Source organism: Halomonas koreensis, from assembly GCF_031451675.1.
Taxonomy (GTDB): domain Bacteria; phylum Pseudomonadota; class Gammaproteobacteria; order Pseudomonadales; family Halomonadaceae; genus Halomonas; species Halomonas koreensis.
In genome coordinates, this window is record NZ_JARWAK010000003.1 from 28,643 (window position 1) to 52,569 (window position 23,927).

Consider the following 23,927-nt stretch of genomic DNA (forward strand, 5'->3'; position numbering starts at 1 on the left):
GACGGGATCGCCTCCAGCGTAGCAGGCCCGTCGCCCGCCGCCATTGACGCCGGACAGGCGGCCGGCGATGTCCCGGCAGGCGCACGGCGCATGCCAGGCCCCTGACCCAGGACGGCGCCCCGTGGGGCGCCGTCCGGGAGGGAATCGGGCCGCGCTCAGCGGTCGTCGAACAGGGCGTCGCCCATCTCGTCGATGAAGCGCTCGGCCTTGCTGACCATCAGGGCATCGCAGGCCTCGCGGCCAGGCACCACGTCGGAGCGTTCGAAGCGGTGCTCACGCATCGCCTCGCCCTCGCCGCCGGGCTTGCGGATCCAGCCGCTGACGCGGAACTGGCCGCCCAGGTCCTCGGCCTGGGGCACGATCTGGTAGCCCTTGTAGGCGACCGGCTCCCCCTCGGGGGCCTCGGCGGGCTTGGTCTCGCCCTGGCCGAACAGGCCGGACAACAGTTTCTTCAGCATCGGAACCCTCCAGATCAACAACGACGCCAGGAAACGTTGGATTTATGTCGCGAGCGAAGAGAGGTTGGCCGCCGCCGGAGCACAGGAACCGCAGTGTAGCCTGCTACATGAGGATTCCGAGCACCGCCGGCGGCCAAGATATCGAGCGCAGCAATAAATCCGCGTTTCCTTAATCCTGCTGGCGGCCCTTGCCGGCGGCAATCCGCAGCCGCAGGGCGTTGAGCTTGATGAAGCCCTCGGCATCCTTCTGGTCGTAGGCGCCGGCGTCGTCCTCGAAGGTGGCGATGGACTCGTCGAACAGCGAGGCGTCGGACTTGCGGCCGGCCACGGTGGCGTTGCCCTTGTAGAGCTTCATGCGCACCACGCCGGAGACGTTCTTCTGGGTCTCGTCGATGGCGGCCTGCAGGGCGCGACGCTCCGGGCTCCACCAGTAGCCGTTGTAGATCACCTCGGCGTACTTGGGCATCAGCTGATCCTTGAGATGCGCCTCCTCGCGATCCAGGGTCAGCGACTCGATGGCACGGTGGGCGCGCAGCATGATGGTCCCCCCCGGCGTCTCGTAGCAGCCGCGGGACTTCATGCCCACGTAGCGGTTCTCGACGATGTCGAGGCGGCCGATGCCGTTGTCGCCGCCCAGCTGGTTGAGCCGGGAGATCACCTCGTGGGGACGCATCGGCTCGCCGTCGATGGCCACGATGTCGCCGCGCTCGTAGGTCAGCTCGACATAGGTGGGCTCGTCCGGGGCCGCCTCCGGGGAGACGCTCCAGCGCCACATGTCCTCCTCGGCCTCGACCCAGGGATCCTCGAGGTTGCCGCCCTCGTAGGAGATGTGCAGCAGGTTGGCGTCCATGGAGTACGGCGACTTCTTCTTCTGGCTGGTGAAGTCCACCGGGATGTCGTGCTGCTGGCAGTAGGCCATCAGCTTCTCGCGGGAGTTGAGGTCCCACTCGCGCCACGGGGCGATGACCTTGACGCCCGGCTTCAGCGCGTAGGCGCCCAGCTCGAAGCGCACCTGGTCGTTGCCCTTGCCGGTGGCGCCGTGGGAGATGGCGTCGGCGCCGGTCTGGTTGGCGATCTCGATCAGGCGCTTGGCGATCAGCGGGCGGGCGATGGAGGTGCCCAGCAGGTACTCGCCCTCGTAGATGGTGTTGGCGCGGAACATCGGATAGACGTAGTCGCGGGCGAACTCCTCGCGCAGGTCCTCGATGTAGATCTCCTTGACGCCCAGCGCCTCCGCCTTGGCGCGCGCCGGCTCGACTTCCTCGCCCTGGCCGATGTCGGCGGTGAAGGTCACCACTTCGCAGTCGTAGGTCTCCTGCAACCACTTGACGATGACGGATGTGTCCAGGCCGCCGGAATAGGCGAGCACGACCTTCTTGACATCGGACATGCTGGGGCTCCTCTCGGTGAAAGACGTAAAGCGGTCAGTATAGCGTGACGAGTCCGGCGCGAATACCGGGCGACGGGACGCATCGCCCCCGAACTGCTAGACTCTCGCGTTTCGAGACAACCCGTTCCCCGACAAGGAGAGGTGCATGAGCGAGGTGGCCGCCCGCGAACTCATGGCACAACGCTTCCGCAGTTTCCTGCCCGTGGTGGTGGACCTGGAGACCGGCGGCTTCAATGCCCGGACCGACGCGATCCTGGAGATCGCCGCCGTGACCCTGACCATGGACCCCGAGGGCAACCTGATGCCCGATGCCACCCATGCCTGCCATGTCACCCCCTTCGAGGGGGCCAACGTCGAGCAGTCGGCCCTGGACTTCACCGGCATCCGCCTGGACGACCCGCTGCGCCAGCAGGTGGCGGTCAGCGAGGCCGAGGCGCTGGGCGAGGTGTTCCGGCCGGTGCGCAAGGCCATCAAGGCCAACGGCTGCACCCGGGCGGTGCTGGTCGGCCACAACGCCGCCTTCGATCACGGCTTCCTCAACGCCGCCGTGGAGCGCTGCGGCATCAAGCGCAACCCCTTCCACCCCTTCTCGAGCTTCGACACGGCGTCGCTGGCCGGCCTGGTCTACGGCCAGACCGTGCTGGCCCGCGCCTGCCGGGCGGCGGGCATCGAGTTCGACAACAGCTCGGCCCACTCCGCCCGCTACGACACCGAGCGCACCGCCGAGCTGTTCTGCGCCATGGTCAACCGCTACAAGGACCTGGGCGGCTGGGACCTGGCGATCCGCGAGCAGGGGATGGACGAGGAGGCATGAGGCGCGAGGCGCGAGGCGCGAGGCGCGAGGCGCGAGGCGCGAGGCGCGGCAACATGCTAAGGCACCCCACATGAAAACACCCCCGCAGCATGGCTGCGGGGGTGTTTTTCTTCCAGCTTCAAGCTTCCAGGCGCGAAGCGCCGCTCTTCAAGCTTCGGACTCGTCGTCCTTGTGCTTGGCGGCGGTTTCCTTGATCAGCGGCTCCAGCTCGCCGTTCTGATACATCTCAACGACGATGTCGCAGCCACCGACCAGCTCGCCCTCGACCCACAGCTGCGGGAAGGTCGGCCAGTTGGCCACCTTGGGCAGCTCGGCGCGGATGTCCGGGTTGTCCAGGACGTTGACGAAGGCGAAGCGCTCGCCGCAGGCCATCAGGGCCTGGACGGTCTGGGCGGAGAAGCCGCACTGGGGCAGCTGGGGGGTGCCCTTCATGTAGATCAGGATGGGGTTCTCGCTGATCTGGCGCTGGATGTTCTCGACGGTGGTACTCATCTGCACTCCCTCTGGATCGTGATGGCACAAGCGCCGAGGGCAATACCCGAGCGCGCTTGTCGGCCTTGTCGATGACGCCATTGTACGGATGCCGGGCGCATTGCGCATCCCCCGGGGCCTGGCTAGGATGGACGTTTTTCCCGTGGAGTGACGCCATGGCCACCCGCCATTTCCTGACCCTGCTCGACCTGAGTCCGGAAGAACTGCGCTACCTGATCCAGCGCGGCATCTCGATCAAGAACGGCCTGAAGACGCACGGCCCCACCTACACGCCGTTCGCCAACCGCACCCTGGCGATGATCTTCGAGAAGTCGTCGACGCGCACCCGGGTGTCCTTCGAGACCGCCATGGCCCAGTTCGGCGGCCATGCGCTGTTCCTCTCGCCCCGCGACACCCAACTGGGCCGCGGCGAGCCGATCGGCGACACGGCGCGGGTGCTCGCGGAGATGGTCGACGCGGTGATGATCCGCACCTTCTCCCACGCGGGCCTGGAGGAATTCGCCGCCGCCAGCGAGGTGCCGGTGATCAACGCCCTCACCGACGACTACCACCCCTGCCAGCTGCTCGCCGACGTCATGACCTGGACCGAGCTGCGCGGCAGCGTGCGCGGCCGCACCGCGGTGTGGATCGGCGACGGCAACAACATGTGCCATTCCTGGATCAACGCCGCCCGCCAGTTCGACTTCCAGCTGCGCGTGGTGTGCCCCGAGGGCTACGAGCCCCGCCAGGATATCCTCGACGCCGCCGGCGACCGCGTGACCCTGCATCGCGACCCCATGGCCGCCGTGGAGGGCGCCGACCTGGTGACCACCGACGTCTGGGCCTCCATGGGCCAGGAAGAGGAGCAGGCCCGGCGCGAGGCCGACTTCGCCGGCTTCCAGGTCAGCGAGGCGATGCTCGATCGCGCCGCCGGCGACGTGCTCTTCCTGCACTGCCTGCCGGCCCACCGCGGCGAGGAGATCAGCGAGACCCTGCTCGACGACCCCCGCGCCGTGGTCTGGCAGGAGGCCGGCAACCGCCTGCACGCCCAGAAGGCGCTGATCGAGTTCCTGATGCTGGGCCGCGTCGAGAGCTGATCGACACCCGCCGCCCGAGCCCCCGACGCCCCGGCCCTGCCGGGGCGTCACGGTTTCTGCCACGCCCTTCCTCCCGCTCGCGCCAGCCCCGGCCGACGCCTTAGCGGGCCCGCCCCGTCCTGCTGCCGACCCACGACAGCCGCATCGCCAGACTACGACCTTGGTCGAAACCGCCTGCCCCGGTATAATGCGCTGCAACATTCGCCACCCCGAGGAAGGCATGACCGCCGCCGATGCCATCGCCCGGCGCAGCCTGCGCCAGTGCCTGTGCAACATGGCCGCCCTGCTCTATCGCCAGGGCCATGTCCTGGAAACCGTCTCCAGCCCCCACCGCGGCCTGGACGCTCGCGCCCTGCGCCGGCTCGCCGAGGCGGAGCGCGACTGGGCATCCCACCAACGCACCCTGGAGCGCAGCGAGGCCGCCACCTACAACACCCAGTGCCGCTTCGTGCTCACCGACCTGGGCCGCGAGCTGCTGTTCGAGATGTTCGGCGAAGGGGCCGCCGACATCGCCTAGGGGCGAGGTGCGAGGTGCGAGGTGCGAGGTGCGAGGTGCGAGGTGCGAGGTGCGAGGTGCGAGGTGGTCCTAGGGTAGATAAGCGCCAGCGCCTCCACCACGGTCGTGGCTCGTAGCCTCGCCTGATGCGCTCACGAGCTCGCTGGCCCGTCCTACGGCGATCATCGTAGGGAGATAGGCGCCAGTGCCTCCGGCTCGGCGACTCGTGTCAACTTCGTGTCGCCTCCAGCACATTCGACGCCGCCGACATGACGGACACTCCCTGCAGGTTTCGCAAGGAGGTCCCCATGAACCGCAACGTCATTCTCACCTGCGCCGTCACCGGCGCCGGCGACACCGCCGACAAGAACCCCAACGTCCCGGTGACGCCCAAGCAGATCGCCGACAACTGCATCGAGGCCGCCCGCGCCGGCGCCAGCGTCGCGCACATCCACGTCCGCGACCCCGAGACCGGCGGCATCAGCCACTCCGTCGACCACTTCCGCGAGGTGATGGAGCGCGTCCGCGAGGCCGATGCCGACATCGTCATGAACATCACCGCCGGCGGCGGCGGCGACTGGGTGCCCGACGCCGAGGACCCGACCCGCGGCGGTCCGGGCACCGATATCCAGACCCCGGCCCAGCGCCATGAGCCGGTGGGCGAGCTGCTGCCCGAGCTGTGCACCCTGGACTGCGGCAGCCTCAACTTCGGCGACATGGTCTACGTCAACACCGCCGACTGGCTGCGCGAGCATGCCCGCCTGGTGCAGGCCGCCGGGGTCAAGCCCGAGCTCGAGTGCTTCGACCTGGGCCATGTCTGGTTCGCCCGCCAGCTGCAGCAGGAAGGCCTGCTCGACGGCGACCCGCTGTTCCAGCTGTGCCTGGGCATCCCCTGGGGCGCCGAGGCCGACCCCGAGACCATGCTGGCGATGCGCAACAAGCTGCCCGAGAACGCCAACTGGGCGGCCTTCGGCATCGGTCGCCACCAGATGCCCATGGTCGCCCAGGCGATGCTGCTCGGCGGCCATGCCCGGGTCGGCCTGGAGGACAACCTCTATCTCAAGAAGGGCGTGATGGCCACCAACGGCGGCCTGGTCGAGAAGGCCGGGACCATCATCGAGAACCTCGGCGGTCGCGTCATGACCCCGGCCGAGACGCGCGCGCACCTGTCGCTGCGCGATCCGCACACCGGCCGGATCGCGGGAGGTGAGGCATGAGCCGTCAACTCTCCGTCATCGGCACCGGCGTCATCGGCAACGGCTGGATCGCCCGGGCCCTGGCCCGCGGCTGGGACGTGGTGGCCTTCGACCCGGCCGAGGGCGCCGAGGCCCGCACCCGCGCCTTCGTCGACAACGCCTGGCCGTCGCTCGAGAAGCTCGGCCTCGCCGAGGGGGCCGACCCCGCGCGGCTGACCTTCGTCGACAGCCTCGAGGCCGCCGTGGCGGGCGCCGACCTGATCCAGGAGAACGTGCCCGAGCGCCTGGAGCTCAAGCGCGAGATCCTCGCCGCCCTCGACGCCGCCGCCGCGCCGGGCGCGATCATCGGCTCCTCCACCTCGGGCTTCAAGCCCAGCGATCTGCAACGGGATTGCGCGAAGGCGCCCGGCCGGGTGATCGTCGCCCACCCCTTCAACCCGGTCTACCTGCTGCCGCTGGTGGAACTGGTGGGCGGCGAGGCCACGGTGCCCGCCGAACTGGACACCGCCCGCGACCTCTACCAGGCGCTGGCCATGCGCCCGCTGGTGGTGCGCCGCGAGATCGAGGGGCACATCGCCGACCGGCTGATGGAGGCGCTGTGGCGCGAGGCCCTGCACCTGGTCAACGACGGCGTCGCCACCACCGAGGAGGTGGATGCGGCGGTGGTCTACGGCTGCGGGCTGCGCTGGTCGCTGATGGGCACCTTCCTGACCTTCCACCTGGCCGGCGGCGAGCAGGGCATGCGCCACATGCTCGAGCAGTTCGGCCCGGCGCTGAAGCTGCCGTGGACCAAGCTCGAGGCCCCGGAGCTCACCGACGAGCTGATCGACAAGGTGGTCGAGGGCTGCGAGTTCCAGGCGGCCGACCGCCCGGTGGCCGAACTGGACCGCCGCCGCGACGCCTTCCTGGTCGAGCTGCTCGACCTGGTGCAGAAATACTGGCCCGAGGCCGAAGGCCTGGAGGGACGCATCTGATGGCACTGCTCGAGACCCGGGTGATCCCCGAGTGGGTCGACTACAACGGCCACCTGAACGACGCCGAGTACGCCCGGGTGTTCTCCCTGGGCGTGGAGGCGCTGATGGACACCATCGGCCTCGACGCGGCCGGGCGGGATCGCCATGGCTACACCCTCTACACCCTGGAGACCCACCTCTGCTACCGCCGCGAGGCCCACGAGGGCCAGTCGCTGGCCGTCGAGGTGACGGTGCTGGACCGGGACGCCAAGCGCCTGCACGTCTTCTTCGCGATGCGCGACGCCGAAGGCACCCTGCTGGCCACCAGCGAGCAGATGCTGATGGGCATCGACAGCGACGCCGGCCGGCCAGCGCCCTTCCCGGAGACGGTGGCCGCGGCCGTCGAGGCGCTGCCCGCCGCCGGCGACGACTGGCCGGAGCTCGCCGGCCGCCGCATCGGCCTGCCCGCCAAGCGCTGACGGCGCACCACGTCGCCACATCGCCTTGCCACGCTATCCCGCCCGGCCGCGGCCGGGCGGGCAACGGGATCGCCGGCCCGAGGCCCGGCCCAAAGAGGAGACGGCTTATCGCTACCCCAACGCCCCCCACGCCCCCTGAGCGCGATGCGCGCGCCCCCGTCAAGACGACCACGGACTACATGGTGACCGAGCTGGCCCAGGACGGGCCCTTCCAGGGCATGCACCGCGGCATGACCATCACCTCGGCCTGCCTGGTGCTGGCCTTCGTGCTGTTCACCGGGCTCGGCTCCGATGTGGCCGGCAGCGTGTTCGGCACCGCCCGCGGCTGGATCGAGAGCACCTTCAGCGGCTACTACCTGATCACCGTGATGCTGCTGATGGCGGTCTGCGCCTTCATCGTGGTCAGCCGCTACGGACGCATCCGTCTCGGCGCCGACGACAGCCGCCCCGAGTTCAGCAACTTCGCCTGGTTCTCGATGCTGTTCTCCGCCGGCATCGGCATCGGCATCCTGTTCTTCGGGGTCGCCGAGCCGGTCTTCTACCTGGATAACGGCGGCGCCTTCGGCTACCCCAACAACCCCCACGCCGACATGGCCGGCGCCGTGGCCGTGGGCCACGAGCGAGCCATCGACGCCCTGCGCGTCTCGGTCTTCCACTGGGGCCTGCACGGCTGGGCGATCTACGTGATCGTCGGCATGTCGCTGGCCTACTTCGCCTACCGCAAGGGGCTGCCGCTGGCCCTGCGCTCGTCCCTGTACCCCTTCATCGGCGAGCGCATCTACGGGCCCATCGGCCATGCGGTGGACATCCTCGGCGTGCTCGGCTGCGTGTTCGGCGTCGCCACCTCGCTGGGCCTGGGGGTCAGCCAGATGGCCGTGGGCCTGGAACGCCTGGTCGGTCTCAGCGACGGCCTGACGACCCAGCTGACGCTGATCGCGGTGATCTCCGCCGTCTCCATCCTGTCGGTGGTCTCCGGCGTGCAGAAGGGCATCAAGATCATCTCCGAGCTCAATATCTGGGTCTCGGTGCTGGTGGTCGGCGCCTTCCTGATCGGCGGCCCGACCCTGTGGCTGATCGGCGCCTTCGGCGAGACCCTGGTCGACTATGCCGCCAACTTCATTCCCATGGGGCTATGGTACGCCGACGAGCCGGGGCCGGCGGCCTGGCAGCAGGCCTGGACCATCTTCTACTGGGGCTGGTGGCTGGCCTGGGCGCCCTTCGTGGGGCTGTTCATCGCCCGCATCTCCCGCGGCCGCACCCTGCGCGAGTTCGTGCTCGGCGTGCTGCTGGTGCCGACCCTGATCATCTTCGTGTGGCTGGTGATCTTCGGCGGCAACGCCCTGCACCAGGAGCTGACCGCGCCGAATGGGCCGGGCAGCGCCGGCATCGTCGAGCTGGTCAACGCCTGGGACCTGCCCGCCGCGCTGTTCGCCAGCGCCGACGGCATCGCCGGCACCGGCACCCTCGGCTGGCTGCTGTCGGCGATGATGGTGTTCCTGCTGATGAGCTGGTTCGTCACCTCCTCGGACTCCGGCACCCTGGTGCTGACCACCATCCTGTCCCTGGGCAACGACCATCCGCCCCAGGCCTTCCGGATCTTCTGGGGCGTGGTGATCGGCCTGGTGGCCGCGGTGCTGCTGGTGGCCGGCGGCCTCAAGGCGCTGCAGACGGCGCTGATCGCCGCCGCCCTGCCGCTGAGCGGGGTCATCCTGATCATGACCGCCGGGGTACTGGTCTCGCTGCTGCGCGAGTCGCGCCGGGCCCGGACGGCCCTCGAGCGATGACTCCCGAGGCCTTTCGCCACGCCTTCGCGCAGGGCCTGCGCAAGCTGGACGGGCTGCCCCCAGGGGCGGCCCGTCGCCGTTACGATCGCCTCTGCGGGCGTTTCGCGCCCCCGCTGCCGGGCGACCTGGCCATCGTCGACGGCCGAGTGGCGGGCGTGCCCGTGCGCCGCTTCCGCCCCGCCGACGCCTCGCCGGGGGCCGTGGTGTACGTCCACGGCGGCGGCTGGTCCCTGGGCTCGGTGCGCAGCCACCAGGGCATCGCGGCGAGCCTCGCGGCCCGCCTGCGCCGCGAGGTGGTCAGCGTCGACTATCGCCTGGCCCCGGAGGCGAGCTACGCGGATGCCCTGGCGGACTGCCGTATCACGATCGAGACCCTGGCACCGATGGCCGCGGTGGGCGACAGCGCCGGCGGCCGACTGGTGATGGACGCCGCCGCCGGCGGCGGCTGGCAAGGCCCGCTGGGGCTGATCTATCCCCCGGTGGGCCGACCGACCCCGGCGACCCTGGGCCCCGACGCGCCCCTGCTCTCCCGGGCCGATATCCTCGCCCTCTGGCAGGCGGTCGCCGACGACATGCCCGAGGGCGATCCCGACCGGCCGCCCGGGGCGTTCCTGGAGGTGCTGGCGGTGGAGCACGACCCCCTCACCGCGCCGCTGGAAGCGGCCGTGTCGGCCTGGCGCGCCGCCGGCGCCGAGGTCGGGTACCGCCGCGCCCCCGGGCTCTGGCACGGCGCCCTGCACGCCCACGCCGCCCTGCCCGCCATGGGCGAGGCCTGGGACGACTTCTGTACCGCCCTGGCCCGTCGGCTGATGTGACCCCCATACGACAAGGCCCGACCCGGCACTGCCGGATCGGGCCTTCTTTCAGGGAGCCTTGGCTCCCCGACCAGGGTCGCCTGGGCTTAGTACTCGCCGAGTTCCGCTTCCAGCTTGAACATGCTGGCGGACACCTCGCCGGGCGTCATCACCGGGGAGGCCGGCGCCACGGCGGACGGCCAGGCCTTCAGGGCATCCTCGTAGGCCGCCAGCAGCTCGCCATAGCTGCCGTCGGCATACAGGTCGGCATGCTGCTCGAGCACGGACTTGGCGACCAGCACGAAGCCACGGCTGTCCTGGTACTCGACGACGTTGACGAAGTCGCCGTCCTTCACCGCTTCCTCGTACTCATGCATGGCCTGGCGCAGCAGGGCCAGCTGGACCCGGCTCTGGAAGGTCACGTCGTTGCGCAGCTCGCCATCGACGCCCTGCATGGCCGCCTCGATGGCCTCCTGGACGTCCTCGTAGGCGTCGGCGTGACGGCTCCACTCGCCGCCCTCGCGGGTGGCATCGACCAGGGCCTCCAGGGTTCCCTCGAAGGCCTCGACGCCCCGCGCCTCGAAGGCGGACTCCAGGGCCTCGTAGTGCTCGTGGATGGGGTGGCCGAAGTGCGGCTGGGCGGCGGTCTCCTCGCCGGCCCGGTAGAGTTCCCGGGCGACGGCCAGATGGCCCTGCATCATGGCCAGGTTGGCGGTGTAGACGCCGGGGTTGCTGGCATCGATGGCGTGACCGGCTTCGCCGCCTTCACCGCCTTCGCCGCCTTCGCCGCCTTCGCCGCCTTCACCGCCTTCACCGCCTTCACCGCCTTCGCCGCCTTCGCCGCCTTCACCACCTTCACCGCCTTCGCCGCCGGCGGAGGCGTTCAGGTAGGCAAAGACCGCATAGGGGTCGGAGGAGGCGCTGCCTTCGCCGCCTTCGCCGCCTTCGCCACCTTCGCCACCTTCGCCACCGTCGTGGTGGTGGCCGGCCTCGCCGCCTTCGCCACCTTCGCCACCTTCACCGCCTTCGCCGCCGTCGTGGTGGTGGCCGGCCTCGCCGCCTTCACCACCTTCGCCACCTTCACCGCCTTCGCCGCCGTCGTGGTGGTGGCCGGCCTCGCCGCCTTCGCCACCTTCGCCACCTTCGCCGCCGTCGTGGTGGTGGCCGGCCTCGCCGCCTTCACCACCTTCGCCGCCATGGTCGGCATGGGCGAGCATCAGGGTATCGGGACCCTGGGTGTAATCGGCGGAGGCATCGACCTCGGCCCAGCTGGCGGCACTAGTGCCCATCAGGACGCTGGTGCCGACGCCGACCCAGAGCTTGGTGCGAATGTTATTGGACATGCAGGCTTCCTTATGATTGCGTTTGCCAGGGTGCACGGCCATGACGGCCGGTTTCGATGAGACAATATAGAGTGCCCATCGGGAAAGGCCAATGCAAACGATTCACAGTTGTTTATAATCAACGCCCACATCCTTCCGACTGGAGCGCCGCCCGTGATCCTCTGCATCGACCAGGCCATCTCCCACGAACTGCTGACCCGCATCCGGACCACCCTCGCCGACACCGCCTTCCGGGACGGCCGGGAGACGGCCGGCTGGCATGCCCGCACGGTCAAGCAGAACCAGCAGGCCGACGGCCGCGAGCCGGAAATCGCCGAGCTGCGCCAGGAGGTCGCCAAGGCGCTTCAGTCCAACCCGCTGTTCCAGATGGCGGCGCGGCCACGGCGCATGAAACCGCTGATGTTCAGCCGCTATCAGGAAGGCATGACCTACGGCAACCATGTCGACGATGCGGTGATGGCCACGCCCCAGGGGCCGATGCGCACCGACCTGTCCTTCACCCTCTTCCTCAACGACCCGGACCACTACGACGGCGGCGAGCTGCTGGTGGACTCCACCGCCGGGGAGCAGACCTACAAGCTGCCGGCCGGCGCCCTGATCCTCTACCCCTCCTCCACCCTGCACCGGGTCGAGCCGGTGACCCGCGGCGAGCGCCTGGCGGCGGTGGGCTGGGCCCAGAGCCAGGTCCGCGATCCCCAGCAGCGCGAGATCCTGTTCGACCTGGATACCACCCGTCGCCAGGAATTCGAGGCCAACGGCAAGACCCGCACCTTCGACATGATGTCGAAGAGCCTGGCGAATCTGCTGCGGATGTGGGCCGAGGTATAGAACGTCGCCGGCGGGGCGCCTCAGCCGCGCCGCACCTGGCGCGGGGATTCGCCGTAGTGGCCGCGGAAGGCGCGGGCGAAGCTGGAGCTGGAAGCGAAGCCGCAGGCCAGCCCCACCGCCAGGATGTCCAGGTCGGTCTCCTCCAGCAGGTGGCGCGCCCGCTCCAGGCGCAGGGCCAGGTACCAGTCCCGGGGCGAGCGCCCCAGCTCCTGCTCGAACAGCCGCTGCAGATGGCGCAGCGACACCCCGCTGCGCCTGGCCACCTCGGCCAGCGGCAGCGGCGCTTCCAGGTGACGCTCCATCAGGTCCACGGCGTCCACCAGCCGCGCGTTGTGGGTACCCAGGCGCCGAGCCAGGGTCATGCGCTGCTGGTCGTGCCGGGTGCGCATGCGGTCGTGCACCAGCTGCTCGGAGACATCGATGGCCAGCCGCTGGCCATGGCGGCGGGCGATGACGTCCAGCGCCATGTCCATGGCCGCCGCCCCGCCGGCGCAGGAGAAGCGCCGCCGGCCCAGCTCGAAGAGTTCGTCGGAGGTAGCGATGGCCGGGAAGCGCTCGCGAAACGCCGGCAGGCTCTCCCAGTGCAGGGTGACCCGCTCGCCATCGAGCAGCCCCGCCGCGGCGAGCAGGAAACAGCCGGTGTCCAGCCCACCCAGCACGCAGCCGCCCCCGTCGAGCCGGTGCAGCCAGCGCATCAGCGCCCGGCTCAGGTGACGTTCGGGATCGAACCCGCTGCACACCGCCAGGGACGGCAGCTGGTGCACCTCGTCGATGGCCTGGTCGGCGAGCAGCGTCATGCCGTTCGAGGCGGTGACCGGCCCCCCGTCCTCGCTGATCAGGGACCACTCGAACAGCGGGCGCCCGCTGATGCGATTGGCGATGCGCAGCGGCTCCACGGCCGAGAAGAAGGCCATCATCGAGAAGCGCGGCAGTAGCAGGAACCCCACCGGCTCGGGGGTGGGACCGGAATAGTCGAGACGCATGGCGCAGGCGGAGACGAGAGCGGGCCGGCCATGATGACCGGCCCGTCCGGGTTCGGCAAGGCAGGATCAGTCGAAGCGGGCCTTCACAGCCTCCATGGCGGGCCGGCCGTCCCGGGCCTCGACGCCTTCCAGCCAGGTGGCGACGGTGTCCAGGTGATCGCCGATCCACTCGCCGGCGACCTCCTCGGCGGGGCGCTCCTCGTAGCTGTAGCCGTGGACCCAGTCGTTCTGGTCGGCGGTGTCGACCACATACTGGGTCATGAAGCGGTAGAGGTCCGGATCCTCGTCCTCCAGGCTCGCCGGCACCACCGTCCAGACGGTGCTCTCGATATCGGCGATCCCCGCCTCCTCGGCGTCCTCCAGGTAGACGAGATCGAAGCTGACGTTCATCCAGTGCGGCTCCCAGCCGACGAAGGTGACCCACTCGCCGTCGCGCATCTTCTGCTCGGCCTGCGCCAGCATCGCCGCCGTGGAGCTCTCGCGCAGCTGCCAGTCGCCGAGGCCGGCCAGGTCGCCGTCGATCGCCTCGCCGATGGCGGTATTGATGCCGGTGCCGGCCTCGATGCCCTGGATGGTGCCGTCGAAGCGGTCCCGGTGGGCGTCGAGGTCGGCCACCGAGGTGATGCCGGCCTCGAAGACGTAGCGCGGCACCACCAGGCCCGAGGTCGCGCCCTGGATGTTGGCCGCGGCCTTGACCACCTGGCCGTCGGCCACCAGCGGCTCGACCATGTCGGTCTGGACCGGATACCAGCCGCCCAGGTAGACGTCCAGGTCGCCCTCGGCGACGCCGTTGAGGATGACGCTGACCGCCAGGTTGGTCTGGCGGGTCTCGTAGCCCATGGCCTCGAGCAGCTGGGCGGCCACCTCGGACTTGACGGTCACGCCGGGCCAGGGCGGCACGCCGAAGCGCACTTCCTCGATCTCGGCCTGGGCCTGGACGCTGACCAGGCCGGCGAGGGAGAGCGCGGCGGCGGCGAAGAAGGGGCGTGACGGACGCGGATGGGGCATGGATGTCTCCTCGTTCGATGATGATGCCCCCATTCTGACGCGGGGCGCGCGGGGAACGCGGCGAAAGGCGACATCGAGTCGCCACGAAGCGACATGCCGGCGGGCATTGCAACGCCCGGGGCAGCCCCTACAATCGGTGGCCGAATCCCCTCGCCGCCGCCGACCCGAGGCCCATGAGACTCCATCCCACCGTCCCCGCTCCGGAGCGGATCGGCTTCCTGCTGCTGCCGCGCTTCGCCATGGTGGCCTTCTTCTCGGCCATCGAGCCGCTGCGCATCGCCAATCGCATCAGCGAGGAGCGCCTGTTCCGCTGGGACGTCATCAGTCGCGACGGCCGGCCGGTCGAGGCCTCCAACGGCATGGCGCTGACCGCGGACTGCGCCATGGAGGCGGCGCCGGCGGCCCCCAGCCTGGCGGTGTGCGCCAGCTTCGATCCCGAGGCCGCCATCGACCCGGCCCTGATCGCCTGGCTGCGCGAGCGGGCCGCCGCCGGCTGCGTGCTCGGCGGCATGGACACCGGCTGCTACGCGCTGGCCGAGGCGGGCCTGCTCGACGACCGCACGGTGACCCTGCACTGGGAGTGTTTGCCGGCGTTTCGCGAGCGCTTCCCGCGGGTCGACGCCGTGGAGTCGATCTACGAGGTGACGCCCGAGGGCTTCTCCTGCGCCGGGGGCAGCGCGGCCATCGACATGAGCCTCGACCTGATCCGCCGTCGCCACGGCCGCGACCTGGCCGAGCGCGTGCGCGACCAGCTGGTCCACGATCAGGGGCGTCGCCCGGCCAGCCGCCAGCGGGATCCCGCCGGTCCGCCGGATCCCCTCCTGCAGCGGGCCATCGCGCTGATGGAGGCCAACCTGGAGTCGCCGCTGGGCATCGCCGAGCTCGCCGCCGAACTCGATCTCACCTGGCGACGCCTGGACCGCCTGTTCGCCCGCCACCTGGGCATCTCGCCCCAGCGGGCCTACCTGGACCGACGCCTGGATCATGCCCAGCGGCTGCTGAGCGAGACCCGCCACAGCGTGATGGACATCGCCCTGGCCTGCGGCTTCGCCTCGGCGTCCAGCTTTACCCGTGCCTTCCGCCGACGCTGCGGCGCGCCCCCCAGCGAGTGGCGCCGGCGACGCTGAGCCCCCGCGACGACCGCGTTGACAGCCTCGCCGGCCACTGGTTTCATCTGAAACCAAATATCCCGACAACATGGAGCTGGCTCATGTCCCAGGCCTGGCAACAGTATCGCAGCGCCCCCGCCCCCGGCACGCGCGTGGTCGAGGTCGACGCCCTGCCCGAGCGCGGCCACCTCGGCCTGACCCTGGAGGGCGAGCGCGGCGGCTTTCCGCTGCTGGTGGTGCGTCTCGACGACGGCACGATCAGGGCCTACGTCAACGCCTGCCCCCACCAGTACCTGCCCCTGGACCAGCGCGGCCGACGGGTGCTGAGTGAGGACGGCGAGCGGCTGCGCTGTACCAACCACGACGCCGCCTTCTCGGCCCGCACCGGCGAGGGCGTCGACGGCCTGGGGCTCGGCTGCGCCCTGGACCCGGTCCCCCTGCACCTCGATGATCAGGGCTGGCTGGTGATCGGCGACTGACGCGCCGGCAGGCCCGACTGTCGAATCGTGCATGGTCGGCGTCGAATCCTGTCGCGAGCCGGGCCCCCGTCGCTGGCATCCTGAGCCGCGTTATCCCGACGCTCAGGAGATGCCCGATGACCGACACCGCCCTGCCGCCGACACCCGACTACGACGCCTGGCCGATCGACGCCGAGCTCGACGCCGTCTCCTTCACGCCGCGCCTGGTCACGGTGCGCTGGAGCGACGGCCGGGTCAGCCGCTACCACGGCGTCTGGCTGCGCGAGAACGCCGCCGACGACACCACCGTCAACCCGGCCACCCGGGAGCGCATCCTGGATCTCTCCACCCTGCCCGCCTGGCCGGAGATCGACGGCGCCGAGATCGACGCCGCCGGCGCGCTGTGCGTGGACTTCGCCCCCGAGGATCGCCGCCTGCGCTTCCACCCCGGCTGGCTGCGCGCCCACGACTACGACAACACCGCCGACCCCGAGGCGCCGCTGGTGGCGGTCTCCACCTGGCAGGGCGGCCCCGAGGCCGCCCCCGACACCCTCGACGCCACGGGGCTGCTCGACACCGCCCCCGGCGGCGAGGCCGAGGAGGCGATCCTCGCCCCGGCGCTGGAAAGCGTGCTCGGCAAGGGCCTGGTGCGGCTGCGGGGCCTGCCCACCGAGCCCGGCTCCCTGGAGGCCATCGCCCGGCGCATCGGCCCGGTGCGGCCGACCAACTTCGGCCAGCTGTTCGACGTCAAGGCCAAGCCCGACCCGGACTCCAACGCCTACACCTCCATCGCCCTGCCGCCCCACGTGGACCTACCGACCCGCGAGTACCATCCCGGCCTGCAGATGCTGCACTGCCTGGAGAACAGCGTGCAGGGCGGCCAGGCGGTGATGCTCGACGGCTTCGCCGTGGCCGAGGCGCTGCGCGACCGCCACCCGGAGGCCTGGGCGACCCTGACCCGGGTGCGCTGGTGCTACGCCAACACCGCCAAGACCACCGACTACGTCTGGTACGAGCCGATGATCCGCCTCGATGCCCGCGGCGAGCTGCTCGAGGTGCGCATCGCCGACTTCCTGCGCGGCCCGCTGCAGACCGCCTTCGAGGACGTGGAACCGGCCTATGAGGCGCTGATGGTCCTGCAGCGGCTGCTGCGCGACCCGGCCTTCGCGGTGCGCTTCACCTACCGGCCCGGCGACCTGGTGATCTTCGACAACCGCCGCCTGCTGCATGCCCGCGACGCCTTCGAGGGCGCCAGCGGCCACCGCTGGCTGCAGGGCTGCTACATGGAGCGCGACGAGGTGCGCTCGCGCTATCGGATGATCCAGCGGGCGCGCCGGCGCCGCCGCCTCACCGAGGAGGCCTGAGCCGACGCCGCATCCCATCCCCGCCGGAGAACCGCCATGCGCGCCGATGCCCGGAGTTCCCCCAGCACCCTGTCCGCGGCCTGGAGCCTCTGGGCCCTGCTGCTCGGCGTCGGCCTGCTGATGCTGGGCAACGGCCTGCAGGGCAGCCTGCTCGGCGTGCGCGCCGCCGAGGAGGCCTTCGGCAACACCGTCACCGGCCTGGTGATGTCGGCCTACTTCGTCGGCTTCCTGGCCGGCTCCACCCTGGCGCCGCGCCAGCTGCGCCAGGTCGGCCACGTGCGGGTATTCGCCGCCCTGGCCTCGATCACCTCGGTGGCGATCCTGGTCCACGTGCTGTTCATCGACCCCTGGGTCTGGGCGGCCATGCGCCTGGTCACCGGCTTCGCCTATGCCGGCCTCTACGTGGTCACCGAAAGCTGGCTCAACGGCCATGCGGGCAATCGCCTGCGCGGCCGGCTGCTGGCCTTCTACATGGTGATCAGCTACCTGGGCATGGGCGGCGGCCAGCTGCTGCTCAACGCCGCCGATCCCGGCGGAGTGACGCTCTTCCTGCTGGTCTCGATCCTGATGTCGCTGGCGCTGGTGCCGATCCTGCTCAGCTACACCCCCCAGCCGGACACCGGCACGCCTGAGGCGATGAGCCTGAGGCGCCTGTACCGCCTGGCCCCGCTGGGCACCCTGGGCTGCCTGCTGACCGGCATCGCCAACGGCAGCGTCTTCGGCATGGGCGCGGTCTTCGCCACCGGCAGCGGCCTGGCGGTGGAGCAGGTCGCCGCCTTCATGGGCGCCTTCATCCTCGGCGGCGCCCTGCTGCAGTGGCCGCTGGGCAAGCTCTCCGACCGCACCGACCGGCGCCTGGTGATCGTGGCGGTGGCCGCCCTGGCCACGGCCCTGTCGCTGGCCGGGCTGGCCCTCGACCGCAGCAACGTCCTGGCCCTGACCCTGCTGGGCGTGCTGCTCGGCGGCACCACCCTGACCCTGTATTCGCTGCTGCTGGCCTGCGCCAACGACGTCCTCACCCCGGCGCAGACCGTGGCGGCGAGCAGCAGCCTGGTGCTGGCCCTGGGCGTCGGCGCCATCCTCGGCCCGCTGACCACCGGGCTGCTGATGGACGCCGTCGGCCCCGCCGGCTTCCTCTGGGACCTGGCGCTGATCCATGCCGCCCTGGTCGCCTTCGGCGGCTACTGCCTGCTCCGGCGCCCGGCCGCCGACGCCGAGGAACACGGCCACTACGTCGCGGTGCCGGCCGGCACCGCCCCGCTCGGCGCCACCTGGGTCGAGGAAGCGGCCAGCGAGCCCGCCCAACTGGAACTCGGCCTGGCGGAGGCCGGCGAGGCGACGCCCCCGGAGCGCTGATCGCCCCTCAGCCCGGCCCCCGGGCCGCGGTCTCCCGCGGGCTCTCGCCGAACCGCGCCCGGTAGGCCCGGGAGAAGTGCGCCGGATGCTGGAAGCCGCTGGCCAGGGCGGCCTCGGTGACCCGGCAGTGGCTGCCGGCGAGCAGCCGCTGGGCGCGATCCAGGCGCATGCCCAGATAGCACTGCTTGGGGGTCTCGCCGAAGTGGGCGGTGAACAGCCGCGTCAGCTGGCGCTGGGACTGGCCCACCAGCCGGCAGATCTCGGGGATCGGAACCGCCTGGGCCAGGTTGGCCTCCATCACCGCCAGGCTGCGCAGCACGCTGCGCGGCAGCCGCGCGTAGCGGGCCTGGCGCGCCTCCCCGTCGGCGGCCTGGTGGCGATCGTGCACCAGCTGACGGCCCACCGCGTCGGCCAGGGCCGGGCCATAGTCGCGCTCGATGCGCTCCAGCATCATGTCGATGCCGGTGGTGCCCCCGGCCCCGGTCTGGCGATCGATGGCCGACTCGAAGCGCTCGTGGCTGACCCGCAGGTGGGGAAACTCGCGGCGAAAGGCCGGCACGCTCTCCCAGTGCAGGGCCACCCGATAGCCTTCCAGCACCCCGGCCCGGGCCAGGATGAAGGGCGCGGTGTCCAGCCCCCCGAGCCAGCCGCCGTGGGCCGCCACGCGGCGCAGCACCGCCCGGTCCTGGGCCGTCACCTCGGCCTCCGCCTCGTAGGAGGACACCACCATCAGGCTGGCGTCGTCGGGCACCGTGGCGAGCGGGCCGTCCACCTCGATGCGCACCCCGTTGCTGGCCACCACCCCCTCGCCGTCCGCCGAGCGCAGCCGCCAGGCGAACAGATCGCGACCGAAGCGATTGGCCACCCGCAGCGGCTCCAGCATGCAGAACAGGGTCAGCATGGAGAACTTGGGCACCAGCCAGACGTCCAGGGTGTGCTCGGCCTGGTCGGGGGACAGCAGCGGCGGCGAGTCCGGCCGCGGATAGGGCCAGGCCTGGGGGGCATCATGCATCATGACCAGAATGATCAACCTTATGGCGAATTTATGCAAATATCCCCGGCAGGGTGACGTTAGGGTAAAGCCGGTCACGTCATCGGCGCCGCTGACCACGACCGCATAACGCCCCTGCATTACCCGGAGATTCATCGCCATGACCGCAAGCGGCAAGCCTCGGCTGTCCCCCGACGGACAGCGCCTGACCCTCGACCTGGACGATCAGACCCGCGAGTTCGCGGCCCTGTGGCTGCGCGAGCGCGCCCCCGACGCCGAGACCCTGGACCCGCGCACCGGCCAGCGCCTGATCGAGGCCGCCGAGCTGCCCCTCGACCTCGCCCTGGACGCCGCCGAGCTGGACGGCGATGCCCTGGCCCTGCGCTTCAGCGACGGCCATGCCACGCGCTTCCCGCTGGCCGGCCTGCGCGCCGAGCGGCGCTCCCGGGGCACCGTGGCGCCTGGGCGCACCCTGTGGGACGCCAGCCTGGCCGAGCCGCCCCGCGCCGACTTCGCCGCCGCCCGGGACGACGATGCCGCCCTGCTGGCGATGCTCGAGGACCTGCATCGCGTCGGCTTCGTGCTGGTCTCCGGCGTGCCCGCCGACGAGGACGGCATGCAGGCGTTGATCGACCGCATCGGGCCGCTGCGGCGCACCAACTGGGGCGGCATCGCCGACGTCAAGTCGGTGGCCGACGCCTATGACCTGACCATGACCCAGCGCGGCCTGGAGCCGCACACCGACAACCCCTATCGCGACCCCATCCCCGGCTATATCTGGCTGCACTGCCTGACCAACGCCGCCGACGGCGGCGACAACACCCTGGTGGACGGCTATCGCGCCGCCCAGCTGCTCGCCGAGCGCGACCCCGCGGCCTTCGACTGCCTGACCCGGGTCTCGCCGGGCTTTCGCTACCGCGACGAGACCACCTGGCTGGAGAGCGAGGGCCCGCTGATCGAGCTCGACGGCCAGGGCCGGGTGAGCCGGGTGCGCTACTCCAACCGCACCGAGCGGGTGGAGGCCCTGCCCGCCGAGGAGCTCGCCCGCTACTATGCCGCCCGCCGGGCCTTCTATGCGCTGATCACCTCCGACGAGCTCACCGTGCACCTCAAGCTGGACCCGGGCCAGATGCTGATCATGGACAACTATCGCCTGCTGCACGGCCGGCGCGCCTACGAGCTGGCCGGCGGCGTGCGCCACCTGCGCCAGGGCTACGTGGATCGCGACAGCACCGCCAGCCGTCGCCTGGTGCTGCGCCAGCGGCTGGCCGAGACCGAGGAGGTCGCATGAATCAGGCACGCTTCCGCCACTTCGGCGAGGCCCGGCGCGACGAGTGGGCGCTGATCGACGACCGCTTCCGCGACTACGTGGCCGACGCCCCGCGCCGGGTGCTCGAGCACCTGGATCGCCTGGCCGGCGACACCCACGGCTATCCCGTGGATCGCTACACCCACAGCCTGCAGACCGCCACCCGGGCGCTGCGCGATGGCGCCGACGAGGAGATGGTGGTCTGTGCCCTGCTGCACGACATCGGCGACGACCTGGCCCCGGCCAACCACGCCGAGATCGCCGCGGGCATCCTCGAGCCCTTCGTCGACCCGCTGAATGCCTGGATGATTCGCCATCACGAGCTCTTCCAGGGGTATCATTACCGCCATCACTTCGGCCTGGACCCCCACGCCCGGGAGCGGTTCCGCGACCATCCGGCCTATGAGCGCACGGTGCGCTTCTGCGACGACTGGGACCAGGCCAGCTTCGACCCCGACTACGACACCCTGCCGCTCGCGCACTTCGTGCCGATGGTCGAGCGCGTCCTGGGACGCGCTCCCTTCGGCGGCCTGCCGGCGATCCTCGAGGAGACCGATACCCCATGACCTGTGCCCAGCGACTGATCGAGCTGCTCGAGGCCCACGGCGTCGACACCGCCTTCGGCATCCCCGGGGTGCACACCATCGAGCTCTACCGCGCCCTGGGCGAGAGCCGCCTGACCCACGTCACGCCGCGCCACGAGCAGGGCGCCGGCTTCATGGCCGACGGCTACGCCCGGGCCAGCGGCAAGCCGGCGGCCTGCTTCATCATCTCCGGGCCCGGCATGACCAACATCGCCACCGCCATGGGCCAGGCGCTGGCCGACTCGGTGCCGATGCTGGTGATCTCCAGCGTCAACCAGCGCGCCACCCTGGGCCGCGGCCAGGGCCGGCTGCACGAGATGCCCCACCAGGGCGAGACGCTGTCCGGGGTCAGCCTGTTCAGCCATACCCTGCACGATCCGGCCGCGCTGCCCGAGGTGCTGGCCCGCGCCTTCGCGGTGTTCGCCTCCGCCCGTCCGGGCCCGGTGCATATCGAGATCCCGCTGGACGTGATGGCCGCGGAGGCCCCCGCGGCGAGCCTCGCCCCGGCACGCGTCTTCCCCCCGGCCCCGGCGCCCGACGCCCTGGCCCTGGCCGGCGACTGGCTGGCCGCGGCCGAGCGCCCGCTGGTGCTGCTCGGCGGCGGCACCGCCGCCGCCCCGGAGGCGGCCCGGACCCTGGTCGAGCGCCTCGACGCCCCGGCCTTCACCACCATCAACGCCAAGGGCGTGCTGGGCCTCGACCATCCGCTGGACCTGGGCGCCACCATGAGCCTGCCCGCCGCCCGCCGGCTGGCCGCCGATGCCGACGTGGTGCTGGCGCTGGGCACCGAGCTCGGCGAGACCGACTACGACCTGGTGTTCGACGAGGGCTTCCGGCTCGACGGCCGGCTGATCCGGGTCGACATCGACCCCCAGCAGCTAGGCCGCAACCAGGCCGCTGACCTGGCCATCCTCGCCGAGGCCGGCCAGGCGATGGGCGGGCTGCTCGAGCGCCTGCCGGCATCGGCCGCGCGGGACGGCGCCGGGCGCGCCGCCGCCGTCCGCGAGGCGCTGGGGCTGGCCGCCGATCCGGAGCTCGCCCCCTATGTGCCGCTCTACGCCACCCTGCGCGAGGCACTGCCCGAGGCCATCGTGGTGGGCGACTCCACCGGCCCGGTCTACGCCGGCAACTTCCTGGCCGCGATGCCGGCCCCGCGGCGCTGGTTCAATGCCGCCACCGGCTTCGGCACCCTGGGCTACGGGCTGCCCGCCGCCCTGGGCGCCGCCCTGGCCCGGCCGGACCAGCCGGTGGTCGCCCTGGTCGGCGACGGCGGGCTGCAGTTCGTGCTCGGCGAGCTCGGCACCGCCCGGGACCTGGGCCGGCCGGTGGCGCTGGTGATCTGGAACAACCAGGGCTACGACGAGATCCGCCGCTACATGTCGATGAGCGAGGTGCCGCACCTGGGCGTCGACCTGGCCGCGCCGGACTTCCGCGCCCTGGCCGAGGCCTACGCCTGCCGTCATGTCGGCGCGACCGACCCGGCGAGCCTGCACGCCGCCCTGGGCCGGCTCCGTGATGCGGACAGCCCGCTGATCATCGAGGTCGATGCCGGCGCCTGGGCCGCGTCGCTTCGCTGATCGCCCCCCCCGTTGCCACCGAAGGAGGAGAGGTGCGCCGGGCAGGAAGCCCCGGCATCGGAAACGCTTCCCCACACCTGCACGAGCCGGCCCCGGCCGGCTCCGATAAGGAGACGTCTGTACATGAAGACGCACCATACGACCCTGAACCTGATCGCCGGCCTGGCCCTGGCCGGCCCCGCCCTGGCCGCCGGGGGCGATCGCGACGACGCCCTGCGCCTGGTGGTCCCGCCCTGGCCCGGGGTGACCGTGAAGAGCGAGATCCTGTCCCGGCTCGTCGCGCCGCTGGGCTACGCCGCCGACACCCAGGAGCTCAGCTCCACGGTGGGCTACAGCACCCTGCAGAACGGCGACAGCGATGCCTTCCTGGCCGGCTGGCTGCCCGCCCAGCAGGAGAGCTACGACGCGGCCATGGACGCCGACGCCATCGTCGACCTGGGCAACAACGTCACCGGCGCCCGCATGGGCTTCGCGGTGCCCGGCTACGTGGTCGAGGCCGGCATCACCAGCGCCGAGCAGTTCGCCGACCCCGAGGTCGCCGAACGCTTCGGCCACGCGATCTACAGCATCGAGAGCGGCTCCACGGTCACCGACATGCTGGCCGGCGCCATCGAGGCCGATACCTACGGGCTGGGCGACTGGGAGGCCATGCCCTCCTCCACGCCGGGGATGCTCGCCGAGGTCGAGGCCGCCGTCGAGGAGGGGCGCTGGATCGCCTTCTACGGCTGGACGCCGCACTGGATGGTGCCGGAGTATGACGTGCGCATCCTCGACGACCCGGCCGGCGTCTACGGCCCCGACAACGGCCGCAGCGACGTCAGGACCATCGTCGCCGGCGGCTATGCCGAGGCCAATCCCAACCTGATCCGCCTGCTCGACCAGTTCGTGTTCTCCGCCGACGAACAGAGCGAGTTCATCCGCGACTACAGCCTGGAGGAGCGCGACCTCGAGGCCGTGGCCCACGACTGGCTTGCCGGGCATCCCGAGCGGGTGGCCGACTTCCTCGAGGGCGTGACCACCAAGGACGGCGGGGACGCCCTGGCCGCGGTAGAGGCCAGCCTGTGAGCGGAGGCCCCATGAGGCCC

General features: G+C 71.2%; 25 protein-coding genes. 18 read left to right on the plus strand and 7 right to left on the minus strand.

Features of this window, described 5'->3' with window-relative positions:
- Positions 1-155: 155 nt before the first annotated feature.
- Together QC818_RS04405 and QC818_RS04410 are read right to left on the minus strand one after the other, a co-directional pair.
- On the minus strand, positions 156-458 hold the full coding sequence (locus QC818_RS04405; RefSeq protein WP_309651636.1) for an HlyU family transcriptional regulator: 303 nt from the start codon (positions 456-458) through the stop codon (positions 156-158).
- 169 nt (positions 459-627) lie between these two features.
- Entirely contained in the window at positions 628-1,848 is a 1,221-nt protein-coding gene (locus tag QC818_RS04410) for an argininosuccinate synthase (protein ID WP_309651637.1), read from the minus strand.
- A 145-nt stretch (positions 1,849-1,993) separates the two neighbouring features.
- Between QC818_RS04410 and rnt the strand changes: the two genes are divergently transcribed.
- Positions 1,994-2,662, plus strand: coding sequence for a ribonuclease T (gene rnt / locus QC818_RS04415; protein WP_309651638.1), 669 nt, complete (start codon positions 1,994-1,996; stop codon positions 2,660-2,662).
- A 147-nt stretch (positions 2,663-2,809) separates the two neighbouring features.
- Here the strand turns inward: rnt and QC818_RS04420 are convergent, their stop codons facing one another.
- Positions 2,810-3,154 (minus strand): Grx4 family monothiol glutaredoxin, encoded by a 345-nt coding sequence (locus QC818_RS04420; RefSeq protein WP_309651639.1) that lies wholly within the window; start codon positions 3,152-3,154, stop codon positions 2,810-2,812.
- Positions 3,155-3,309: 155 nt separating this feature from the next.
- Between QC818_RS04420 and argF the strand changes: the two genes are divergently transcribed.
- From argF to QC818_RS04455, 7 genes are all read left to right on the plus strand, one after another.
- Positions 3,310-4,230, plus strand: a complete 921-nt coding sequence (argF, locus tag QC818_RS04425) for an ornithine carbamoyltransferase (protein WP_309651640.1) — start codon at positions 3,310-3,312, stop codon at positions 4,228-4,230.
- Positions 4,231-4,450: 220 nt separating this feature from the next.
- A complete protein-coding gene (locus tag QC818_RS04430) occupies positions 4,451-4,747 on the plus strand; it encodes a hypothetical protein (protein ID WP_309651641.1) in 297 nt (98 codons plus the stop codon).
- A gap of 287 nt (positions 4,748-5,034) precedes the next feature.
- Complete coding sequence (locus QC818_RS04435) at positions 5,035-5,943, plus strand: beta-keto acid cleavage family enzyme (protein ID WP_309651642.1); 909 nt, start codon at positions 5,035-5,037, stop codon at positions 5,941-5,943.
- The gene (locus QC818_RS04440; protein ID WP_309651643.1) at positions 5,940-6,896 is read left to right on the plus strand and encodes an L-carnitine dehydrogenase; all 957 of its coding nucleotides are present in this window, start codon (positions 5,940-5,942) and stop codon (positions 6,894-6,896) included. Before QC818_RS04435 ends, QC818_RS04440 begins: the two co-directional genes overlap by 4 nt.
- The gene (locus QC818_RS04445; RefSeq protein WP_309651644.1) at positions 6,896-7,354 is read left to right on the plus strand and encodes a thioesterase family protein; all 459 of its coding nucleotides are present in this window, start codon (positions 6,896-6,898) and stop codon (positions 7,352-7,354) included. The genes QC818_RS04440 and QC818_RS04445 overlap by 1 nt, the downstream gene beginning before the upstream one ends.
- 179 nt (positions 7,355-7,533) lie before the next feature.
- Entirely contained in the window at positions 7,534-9,138 is a 1,605-nt protein-coding gene (locus QC818_RS04450; RefSeq protein ID WP_309651645.1) for a BCCT family transporter, read from the plus strand.
- Positions 9,135-9,953 (plus strand): alpha/beta hydrolase fold domain-containing protein, encoded by an 819-nt coding sequence (locus QC818_RS04455; RefSeq protein ID WP_309651646.1) that lies wholly within the window; start codon positions 9,135-9,137, stop codon positions 9,951-9,953. Before QC818_RS04450 ends, QC818_RS04455 begins: the two co-directional genes overlap by 4 nt.
- An 86-nt stretch (positions 9,954-10,039) precedes the next feature.
- Here QC818_RS04455 and QC818_RS04460 read toward each other — a convergent pair whose 3' ends face one another.
- Positions 10,040-10,633, minus strand: a complete 594-nt coding sequence (locus QC818_RS04460) for a hypothetical protein (protein WP_309651647.1) — start codon at positions 10,631-10,633, stop codon at positions 10,040-10,042.
- On the opposite strand from QC818_RS04460, the gene QC818_RS04465 reads away from it, so the two are divergent.
- Positions 10,619-11,335, plus strand: coding sequence for a hypothetical protein (locus QC818_RS04465; RefSeq protein WP_309651648.1), 717 nt, complete (start codon positions 10,619-10,621; stop codon positions 11,333-11,335). The genes QC818_RS04460 and QC818_RS04465 overlap by 15 nt on opposite strands.
- Before the next feature lie 93 nt (positions 11,336-11,428).
- On the plus strand, positions 11,429-12,103 hold the full coding sequence (locus QC818_RS04470) for a Fe2+-dependent dioxygenase (protein WP_309651649.1): 675 nt from the start codon (positions 11,429-11,431) through the stop codon (positions 12,101-12,103).
- A 20-nt stretch (positions 12,104-12,123) separates the two neighbouring features.
- On the opposite strand, the gene QC818_RS04475 is transcribed toward QC818_RS04470, so the two are convergent.
- Complete coding sequence (locus QC818_RS04475; RefSeq protein WP_309651650.1) at positions 12,124-13,086, minus strand: GlxA family transcriptional regulator; 963 nt, start codon at positions 13,084-13,086, stop codon at positions 12,124-12,126.
- 66 nt (positions 13,087-13,152) lie between these two features.
- Positions 13,153-14,094, minus strand: a complete 942-nt coding sequence (locus QC818_RS04480) for an ABC transporter substrate-binding protein (protein WP_309651651.1) — start codon at positions 14,092-14,094, stop codon at positions 13,153-13,155.
- A gap of 173 nt (positions 14,095-14,267) precedes the next feature.
- Here QC818_RS04480 and QC818_RS04485 point away from each other — a divergent pair, with 173 nt between their 5' ends.
- The 4 genes from QC818_RS04485 (at position 14,268) to QC818_RS04500 (ending at position 18,381) form a co-directional block, all read left to right on the plus strand.
- On the plus strand, positions 14,268-15,221 hold the full coding sequence (locus QC818_RS04485) for a GlxA family transcriptional regulator (protein ID WP_309651652.1): 954 nt from the start codon (positions 14,268-14,270) through the stop codon (positions 15,219-15,221).
- An 83-nt stretch (positions 15,222-15,304) separates the two neighbouring features.
- Positions 15,305-15,682: a Rieske (2Fe-2S) protein gene (locus QC818_RS04490; RefSeq protein WP_309651653.1), complete on the plus strand. Its 378-nt coding sequence runs from the start codon at positions 15,305-15,307 to the stop codon at positions 15,680-15,682.
- Positions 15,683-15,798: 116 nt separating this feature from the next.
- Positions 15,799-17,025 carry a TauD/TfdA family dioxygenase gene (locus QC818_RS04495; protein ID WP_309651654.1) on the plus strand — a complete coding sequence of 409 codons (1,227 nt, stop codon included), beginning with the start codon at positions 15,799-15,801 and terminating at the stop codon, positions 17,023-17,025.
- A 36-nt stretch (positions 17,026-17,061) separates the two neighbouring features.
- A complete protein-coding gene (locus QC818_RS04500) occupies positions 17,062-18,381 on the plus strand; it encodes an MFS transporter (protein WP_309651655.1) in 1,320 nt (439 codons plus the stop codon).
- A 7-nt stretch (positions 18,382-18,388) separates the two neighbouring features.
- On the opposite strand, the gene QC818_RS04505 is transcribed toward QC818_RS04500, so the two are convergent.
- A complete protein-coding gene (locus QC818_RS04505) occupies positions 18,389-19,396 on the minus strand; it encodes a GlxA family transcriptional regulator (protein ID WP_309651656.1) in 1,008 nt (335 codons plus the stop codon).
- Between the two features lie 136 nt (positions 19,397-19,532).
- Between QC818_RS04505 and tmpA the strand changes: the two genes are divergently transcribed.
- The 4 genes from tmpA (at position 19,533) to QC818_RS04525 (ending at position 23,907) form a co-directional block, all read left to right on the plus strand.
- Positions 19,533-20,663 (plus strand): 2-trimethylaminoethylphosphonate dioxygenase, encoded by a 1,131-nt coding sequence (gene tmpA, locus QC818_RS04510; protein ID WP_309651657.1) that lies wholly within the window; start codon positions 19,533-19,535, stop codon positions 20,661-20,663.
- On the plus strand, positions 20,660-21,247 hold the full coding sequence (locus tag QC818_RS04515; RefSeq protein ID WP_309651658.1) for an HD domain-containing protein: 588 nt from the start codon (positions 20,660-20,662) through the stop codon (positions 21,245-21,247). Before tmpA ends, QC818_RS04515 begins: the two co-directional genes overlap by 4 nt.
- Positions 21,244-22,842 carry a 5-guanidino-2-oxopentanoate decarboxylase gene (locus tag QC818_RS04520; RefSeq protein ID WP_309651659.1) on the plus strand — a complete coding sequence of 533 codons (1,599 nt, stop codon included), beginning with the start codon at positions 21,244-21,246 and terminating at the stop codon, positions 22,840-22,842. Before QC818_RS04515 ends, QC818_RS04520 begins: the two co-directional genes overlap by 4 nt.
- A 123-nt stretch (positions 22,843-22,965) precedes the next feature.
- Positions 22,966-23,907, plus strand: coding sequence for an ABC transporter substrate-binding protein (locus QC818_RS04525; RefSeq protein ID WP_309651660.1), 942 nt, complete (start codon positions 22,966-22,968; stop codon positions 23,905-23,907).
- Positions 23,908-23,927 lie beyond the last annotated feature (20 nt).

Excerpts from the sequence above, each read along its gene's own strand:
- QC818_RS04445 (WP_309651644.1), top strand. The coding sequence starts at position 6,896 with ATGGCACTGCTCGAGACCCGGGTGATCCCCGAGTGGGTCGACTACAAC.
- QC818_RS04505 (WP_309651656.1), bottom strand. The coding sequence starts at position 19,396 with ATGATGCATGATGCCCCCCAGGCCTGGCCCTATCCGCGGCCGGACTCG.
- QC818_RS04410 (WP_309651637.1), bottom strand. The coding sequence starts at position 1,848 with ATGTCCGATGTCAAGAAGGTCGTGCTCGCCTATTCCGGCGGCCTGGAC.
- QC818_RS04495 (WP_309651654.1), top strand. The coding sequence starts at position 15,799 with ATGACCGACACCGCCCTGCCGCCGACACCCGACTACGACGCCTGGCCG.
- rnt (WP_309651638.1), top strand. The coding sequence starts at position 1,994 with ATGAGCGAGGTGGCCGCCCGCGAACTCATGGCACAACGCTTCCGCAGT.
- QC818_RS04525 (WP_309651660.1), top strand. The coding sequence starts at position 22,966 with ATGAAGACGCACCATACGACCCTGAACCTGATCGCCGGCCTGGCCCTG.
- QC818_RS04465 (WP_309651648.1), top strand. The coding sequence starts at position 10,619 with ATGGCCCTGCATCATGGCCAGGTTGGCGGTGTAGACGCCGGGGTTGCT.
- QC818_RS04520 (WP_309651659.1), top strand. The coding sequence starts at position 21,244 with ATGACCTGTGCCCAGCGACTGATCGAGCTGCTCGAGGCCCACGGCGTC.
- QC818_RS04440 (WP_309651643.1), top strand. The coding sequence starts at position 5,940 with ATGAGCCGTCAACTCTCCGTCATCGGCACCGGCGTCATCGGCAACGGC.
- QC818_RS04490 (WP_309651653.1), top strand. The coding sequence starts at position 15,305 with ATGTCCCAGGCCTGGCAACAGTATCGCAGCGCCCCCGCCCCCGGCACG.
- QC818_RS04485 (WP_309651652.1), top strand. The coding sequence starts at position 14,268 with ATGAGACTCCATCCCACCGTCCCCGCTCCGGAGCGGATCGGCTTCCTG.
- QC818_RS04500 (WP_309651655.1), top strand. The coding sequence starts at position 17,062 with ATGCGCGCCGATGCCCGGAGTTCCCCCAGCACCCTGTCCGCGGCCTGG.
- QC818_RS04480 (WP_309651651.1), bottom strand. The coding sequence starts at position 14,094 with ATGCCCCATCCGCGTCCGTCACGCCCCTTCTTCGCCGCCGCCGCGCTC.
- QC818_RS04515 (WP_309651658.1), top strand. The coding sequence starts at position 20,660 with ATGAATCAGGCACGCTTCCGCCACTTCGGCGAGGCCCGGCGCGACGAG.
- QC818_RS04455 (WP_309651646.1), top strand. The coding sequence starts at position 9,135 with ATGACTCCCGAGGCCTTTCGCCACGCCTTCGCGCAGGGCCTGCGCAAG.
- QC818_RS04435 (WP_309651642.1), top strand. The coding sequence starts at position 5,035 with ATGAACCGCAACGTCATTCTCACCTGCGCCGTCACCGGCGCCGGCGAC.
- argF (WP_309651640.1), top strand. The coding sequence starts at position 3,310 with ATGGCCACCCGCCATTTCCTGACCCTGCTCGACCTGAGTCCGGAAGAA.
- QC818_RS04420 (WP_309651639.1), bottom strand. The coding sequence starts at position 3,154 with ATGAGTACCACCGTCGAGAACATCCAGCGCCAGATCAGCGAGAACCCC.
- QC818_RS04450 (WP_309651645.1), top strand. The coding sequence starts at position 7,534 with ATGGTGACCGAGCTGGCCCAGGACGGGCCCTTCCAGGGCATGCACCGC.
- QC818_RS04460 (WP_309651647.1), bottom strand. The coding sequence starts at position 10,633 with ATGATGCAGGGCCATCTGGCCGTCGCCCGGGAACTCTACCGGGCCGGC.
- tmpA (WP_309651657.1), top strand. The coding sequence starts at position 19,533 with ATGACCGCAAGCGGCAAGCCTCGGCTGTCCCCCGACGGACAGCGCCTG.
- QC818_RS04405 (WP_309651636.1), bottom strand. The coding sequence starts at position 458 with ATGCTGAAGAAACTGTTGTCCGGCCTGTTCGGCCAGGGCGAGACCAAG.
- QC818_RS04475 (WP_309651650.1), bottom strand. The coding sequence starts at position 13,086 with ATGCGTCTCGACTATTCCGGTCCCACCCCCGAGCCGGTGGGGTTCCTG.
- QC818_RS04430 (WP_309651641.1), top strand. The coding sequence starts at position 4,451 with ATGACCGCCGCCGATGCCATCGCCCGGCGCAGCCTGCGCCAGTGCCTG.